General features: G+C 75.5%; 5 protein-coding genes. 1 reads left to right on the forward strand and 4 read right to left on the reverse strand.

Annotated elements, in window-relative coordinates:
- Window positions 1-28: 28 nt before the first annotated feature.
- The 4 genes from ACFW1A_RS17095 to ACFW1A_RS17110 all read right to left on the reverse strand — a co-directional run bounded on the left by ACFW1A_RS17095 (window position 29) and on the right by ACFW1A_RS17110 (window position 4367).
- Window positions 29-802 carry an enoyl-CoA hydratase family protein gene (locus ACFW1A_RS17095; RefSeq protein ID WP_380409807.1) on the reverse strand — a complete coding sequence of 258 codons (774 nt, stop codon included), beginning with the start codon at window positions 800-802 and terminating at the stop codon, window positions 29-31.
- Between the two features lie 361 nt (window positions 803-1163).
- Complete coding sequence (locus ACFW1A_RS17100; protein WP_380409809.1) at window positions 1164-1835, reverse strand: response regulator; 672 nt, start codon at window positions 1833-1835, stop codon at window positions 1164-1166.
- The gene (locus ACFW1A_RS17105) at window positions 1832-3028 is read right to left on the reverse strand and encodes a sensor histidine kinase (RefSeq protein ID WP_380409811.1); all 1197 of its coding nucleotides are present in this window, start codon (window positions 3026-3028) and stop codon (window positions 1832-1834) included. Before ACFW1A_RS17105 ends, ACFW1A_RS17100 begins: the two co-directional genes overlap by 4 nt.
- 109 nt (window positions 3029-3137) lie before the next feature.
- Complete coding sequence (locus ACFW1A_RS17110) at window positions 3138-4367, reverse strand: geranylgeranyl reductase family protein (RefSeq protein WP_380409815.1); 1230 nt, start codon at window positions 4365-4367, stop codon at window positions 3138-3140.
- Window positions 4368-4515: 148 nt separating this feature from the next.
- Between ACFW1A_RS17110 and ACFW1A_RS17115 the strand changes: the two genes are divergently transcribed.
- The gene (locus tag ACFW1A_RS17115) at window positions 4516-5880 is read left to right on the forward strand and encodes a dipeptidase (protein ID WP_380409817.1); all 1365 of its coding nucleotides are present in this window, start codon (window positions 4516-4518) and stop codon (window positions 5878-5880) included.
- The last annotated feature ends 282 nt before the right edge of the window (window positions 5881-6162 follow it).

Below are 6162 nucleotides of genomic sequence, written 5' to 3' on the forward strand. Positions count from 1 at the left end.
GACCCCGGCCCGGCGGGTCGGGCGGGCCCTACTCGGCCGCGGCCCAGGGCGCCGGGCGGCGCTCCAGGAAGGCGCGCATGCCCTGCTGCGCCTCCGGCGAACCGAACAGGCGGGCGGACTGCTCGACCCGGGCCTCGGTGTCGGCGTCGAACGAGGCCAGCACCGGGGCGTTGACCAGCAGCTTCGACTCGGCCAGCCCCTGCGGCGAGGCGAGCCGCAGCGCGGCCAGGATCTCCTCCAGCGCCTGCTCGGGCTGCTCGGCAGCCACCGTGACCAGGCCGATCCGGGCCGCCTCGGCGGCGTCGAAGGTCTCGCCGGTCAGGTAGTAGCGGGCGGCCGCGCGCGGCTCCAGCTTGGGGCGCAGCGGCAGCGAGATCACGGCGGGGGCCAGGCCGAGCCGGACCTCGGTGAAGGCGAAGGTGCTGGCGGGGCCGGCCACCACCAGGTCGGCGGCGCCGAGCAGGCCCAGGCCGCCGGCCCGGACGTGCCCGTTGACGTGCGCGATCACGGGCTTGGGGCACTCGACCAGGGCGCGCTGGATCTCCACCAGTCCGCGCGGGCCCACCGTCGGGTCGTCACCGGTGGCCTCCGACAGGTCGGCGCCCGCACAGAACACCTTGCCGGTGTGGCCCAGCACCACGGCCCGCACCTGCGGGTCCTTGGCGGCCTCGGCCAGCCCCTGCGCGAGCTCCGCCATCAGCCGGGTGGAGAGGGCGTTGCGGTTGTGCGGCGAGTCGAGTTCCAGGGTGGTCACGAGGCCGGCCGTGCGGACGCGGACGAGGGGCTCAGCTGCGCTGGTCATCGGGGTGGGACCTGCTTTCCGGGGATCCGAAGTGAGGGTGGGTCGGACGCTGGGGACGACTCTGGCACGTCGACCGGTCCCGGCACCACACCCCCCTCCCCCACCTCGCCCGCCGCTCCCCGAACAGCACGGTGCCCCGCCTACGGGGGAGAGGCGGGGCACCGTGGCCTGGTCAGCGCGCCGGGTACGGCGGCTGACTGGTTCTCGGGACTTTCTTGCGCTCCATGGCAGCTGCTCCCTCTGTGATGACGGAGTGTTGGCTCCGAGGCGGCGAGACCGACACTACCTTCCGTTGTCGAGCATGTACATGGCGTACTTCCGACAATGGTCCGCGACCTGCGTCACACCCCGCCGGCCCCGATCACCCGAGCCACCCCGGCCGCACCAGCCCCGACTCGTACGCCAGCACCACCAGTTGCGCCCGGTCCCGGGCACCGAGCTTGACCATCGCCCGGCTCACGTGGGTCTTGGCGGTGAGCGGACTGACCACCAGCCGGCGGGCGATCTCCTCGTTGGACAGTCCGAGCCCGACCAGCGCCACCACCTCCCGCTCCCGGTCCGTCAGCGCCGCGAGCGGCGGACCCGCGGCCGGTGCCGGCGCCTTGGAGCGGGCCGCGAACTCGCCGATCAGCCGCCTGGTGACGCCGGGCGAGAGCAGCGCGTCCCCGGCCGCGACCACCCGCACCGCGCGCAGCAGGTCGGCCGGCTCGGTGTCCTTGACCAGGAAGCCGGCGGCACCGCCGCGCAGCGCCTCGAAGACGTACTCGTCCAGCTCGAAGGTGGTCAGCACCACCACCTTGACCGCGGCCAGCTCCTGACGCCCGGTCACCTGACGGGTCGCCGCCAGCCCGTCCAGCACCGGCATCCGGATGTCCATCAGCACCACGTCGGGGCGCAGCTCGGCGGTCAGCCGCACCGCCGCCTCGCCGTCGCCCGCCTCGCCGACCACCTCGATGTCGGCCTGCGCGTCCAGCAGCGCCCGGAACCCGGCCCGCACCAGCGCCTGGTCGTCCGCCAGCAGCACCCTGATCATCGTTCCTCCGCACCCGTCGGCAGCTGCGCCGTCACCCGGAACCCGGCGCGGTGCGGCCCCGCCACGACGGTGCCGCCCAGCGCCGCCGCCCGCTCGCGCATCCCCGGCAGGCCGTTGCCGCCGCCGGCCGGCTCCGCCGCGTCCGGCGCACCGGCCGGGCCGGGGTCGGTCACCCGCACGGTGAGCACCGCCGGGTCGGTCCAGTCCAGCAGCAGCTCGGCGTGGCGCGCGGTGGAGTGCCGCAGCACGTTGGTCAGCGCCTCCTGGACGATCCGGAACGCGGCCAGGCCCACCCCGGCGGGCACCGGCCGGGCGGTGCCCTCGGCGGCGACCGCGACGGTCAGCCCGGCGTGCGCGGCCTGCGCGGTGAGTTCGGCCAGCCGGTCCAGCCCCGGAGCGGGCCGGCGGGGCGCGGCCGCGCCGGGCCCGCGCAGCGTGCCGAGCACCTGCCGGACCTCGCCGAGCGCCTCCTTGCTGGCCGCCTTGATGGTGACCAGCGCGGCCCGGGCCTGCTCGGGCCGCTCGTCGATCAGCTCCAGCGCGACCCCGGCCTGCAGGTGGATCAGCGAGATGCTGTGCGCCAGCACGTCGTGCAGTTCGCGGGCCATCCGCAGCCGTTCCTCGTCGGCCCGGCGCTGCGCCTCGGCCCGGGCGGCGGCGCGGCGGGCGGCCAGCTGCTCGTGCCGGAACCGGGCCAGCTCGGCCACCGCGGCCAGCAGCAGGGCGAGCGCGCCCAGGCCCAACTCCTGCCACCAGCCGCCGTGCTGGGGCGGCCGCACGCGCTGCCAGGAGCCGGGCACGGTGAAGGTGAGCAGCAGGTGGCCCAGGTAGACCGCGGCCAGGCTCAGCCAGGCGGCCCGCCGGTGGCCGCGGCCGACCGCGCCGCAGTAGGCCACCGCGAAGCTGACGAAGACCGGGCCGTACGGGTAGCCGGCCGCCAGGTACAGCAGCGTGACCGCACCGGTGGCGGCCACCACCGCGGCCGGCCGGCGCCGGCGCAGCACCAGCAGGGCCGGACCGGCCAGCAGCAACAGGTAGCCGAGCGCGTCCAGCGCGTGGCGCGGCGGCACCTGGCGGTGCGCCGACCCGGCGCTGCCGGCCACCTGCACCACGGCGACCAGCACCGAGGAGGCGATCGGCCACCGGGACCGGCGCCACGGCGGTCCCGGACGCCCGGCGGCTTCTGCGCTCATACCGGCAGGCTAGGCGAAGCCGCCGCGCCCGGGCATCGACCGGCCGGGGTGCCCGTCCCTACTCCCCCGGGAGTAGGGACGCACGCCGCCGGCCGCCCCGCAGCACCGCTCAGCGCGAGGCCAGTGCCGCCAGCCGGCGCGCCGCCCCGTACTGCCGCAGGATCTGCGCGAACGTGATGTGCCCCTGGGTGGTCCGGGCGAACGCCCGCCAGGCCGGGTTGATCAGGCAGACCGCCAGGTGGAACAGGTGCGGGCGCTGCTCGAAGGCCTCCAGCATCACCTTGCCCGCCCGCATCTCCACGCCCAGGCCCGCCTTGATGGCGAAGGCGTAGTTGAGTGCCTGCCGGCGCACCTCCCCGGGCGTGTCGGCCTCGGCGACCTGCACCGCCCACTCCCCCGCCAGCCGACCCGAGCGCAGCGCGTAGGAGATCCCCTCCCGGGTCCACGGCTCCAGCAGCCCGGCCGCGTCGCCGGCCACCATCACCCGGCCGCGGGAGAGCGGCGAGTCCTCGGCCCGGCAGCGGGTCAGGTGACCGGACTCCACCGCGGGGGTGAACCCGGACAGCCCGAGCCGACGGATGTAGTCGGCCAGGTACTCCTTGGTCCGCTCGCCGTCGCCGCGCGCCGAGATCACGCCGACGGTCAGCGTGCCCGAGTCGGTCTTCGGGAAGACCCAGCCGTAACTGCCCGGCAGCGGGCCCCAGTCCAGGTGGATCCGGCCCTCCCAGTCCCGGGCCACCCGCTCGGGCACCGGGATCTCGGCCTCCAGGCCGAGGTCGATCTGGTCGAAGGTCACCCCGACGTGCCGGCCGATCCGGCTGGCGCTGCCGTCCGCGCCGACCACGGCGCGGGTGCGCACCGAGCGCCCGTCGGCCAGCGTCACCGCAACGGTGCGCCGGTCCGCGCCGCCCTGCTCCACACCGGTCGCGGTCACCCCGGTGACCAGCACCGCGCCCGCCTGCTGCGCCGCCTCGACCAGGCGCAGGTCGAACTCGTTCCGGTTGACCAGTCCGAAGAGCATCCGCTTGGACCGCCGGGTCCGGGTGTACCGACCGTTGAGCGCGAAGGTGACGGCGCTGACCCGGTCCTGGAACGGGATCTTGAAGTCCGGCGGCAGGCTGTCCCGGGACGGGCCGATGATGCCACCGCCGCAGGTCTTGTAGCGCGGGTGCTCGGCCTTGTCGAGCAGCAGCACCCGGCGGCCCTGCGCGGCGGCGGCGTACGCGGCCGACGAACCGGCCGGCCCGGCGCCGACCACCACGACGTCCCAGACCCCGCCGAGCTGGTCCGGGCTGCTGTCCTCTGCCGGATCCTCGGCCGACGGGGCGTCGAGGGGCAGGCTGGCGTCAGGGGCGTTACCGGAGTCTCTCACGGCCAATCATCCTATGCGCCACGACACGGCGAACGGGCGGTACGTCCCGGCGAACCCGCTGGCGGCGGCGCCTATGCTCGACTGGCTGGTGATCACCCACGCTCCGGAGACCCTCATGACCGCACCCGATCTCGCCACCGCCGTCCGCGACCTGATGCCCCGTGCCCAGCAGGAGCTGGCCGAACTGGTCGCCTTCCCGTCGATCGCCGACCCCGAACTGGGCCTGGAGCAGGAGTGCCGCGCCGCGGCCCAGTGGGTGGCCGACGCGCTGCGCGCCGAGGGCCTGACGGAGGTCCGGCTGCTCGACACGCCCGACGGCACCCAGTCCGTCTACGGCGAGCTGCTCAGCCGGCCCGACGCGCCGACCGTCCTGCTCTACGCCCACTACGACGTGCAGCCCGAGCTGGACGCCAAGGCGTGGACCACTCCGCCGTTCGAGCTCACCGAGCGCGACGGCCGCTGGTACGGGCGCGGCGCGGCCGACTGCAAGGGCAACATCCTGATGCACCTGACCGCCCTGCGCGCACTGCGCCAGGTCGACGGCTCGCTGCCGGTGAACCTCAAGGTGATCGTCGAGGGCTCCGAGGAGCAGGGCACCGGCGGGATGGAGAAGTACGCGCTCGGCGCGCCGGAGCTGCTGCTGGCGGACGCCATCGTGATCGGCGACGTGGGCAACTTCGCCAACGGCCTGCCCACCGCGACCGCCTCGCTGCGCGGCATCACCGAGGTCGAGGTCGAGGTCCGGACGCTGGCCGGCAACCTGCACTCGGGCCAGTTCGGCGGCGCGGCGCCGGACGCGCTGGCCGCGCTGATCAAGATGCTCGGCACCCTGTACGACGAGAACGGCGCCACCACGATCAAGGACCTGCCCGCCGACCAGACCTGGCCCGGCGTCAGCTACCCCGAGGACCGGTTCCGGGCCGACGCCCGGGTGCTGGACGGGGTCGAGCTGATCGGCGGCGGCGACATCGCCGACCGGCTCTGGGCCCGCCCGGCGGTCACCGTGCTGGGCATCGACGTGCCCTCGGTGCTGCACTCGACCTCCTCGGTGCAGGCCGGCGCCCGGGCCAAGGTGAGCCTGCGGGTGCCGCCGGGCATGGACGTGGACGCGGCCCAGGCCAAGCTGATCGCGCACCTGGAGGCGGTGGCGCCCTGGCACGTCTCGCTGCGCCTCACCCCGCTCTCCGGCGGCGCCCCGTTCCTCGCCGAGACCTCCGGGCCGGCCTACGAGGCCCTGCGCGGCGCGATGCGGGAGGCGTTCGGCCAGAAGATGGTGGTGGCCGGCGAGGGCGGCTCGATCCCGCTCTGCAACACGCTGCGCACCCTCTACCCCAGCGCCGAGATCGTGCTGATCGGCGTCGAGGAGCCCGGCTGCCAGATCCACGCGCTGGACGAGAGCGTCGACCCGGTGGAGCTGGAGCGGATGGCCCTCGCCGAGGCGCTCTTCCTGCGCGCGTACGCCGGCACCCGGGGCAACTGACCCGCCGTCCGCGGCGCGGGCCGGTCCCGCGCCGCGAGCGGTCGGCCGACGTCCGGCGGCCGGCACGGATCCGGCGGTCAGTACGGGATCATCCGCCGGTCAGCCGAACTGCTGCGGCCGGTACGGGATCCGCCGGTCAGCCGAACTCCCGCGGCCGGTACCGCTGCGCGCCGGCCCGGTCGGCCGCCGCGAGCAGCAGCAGCCCGGTGACGGCGCCGGCGCCCGCGCCGAAGCACAGGTCGGCGATCAGGCTCGGCCGCCCGCCGCGCACCCGGGCGGCCC

Source organism: Kitasatospora sp. NPDC058965 (genome assembly GCF_042741245.1).
Taxonomy (GTDB): domain Bacteria; phylum Actinomycetota; class Actinomycetes; order Streptomycetales; family Streptomycetaceae; genus Kitasatospora.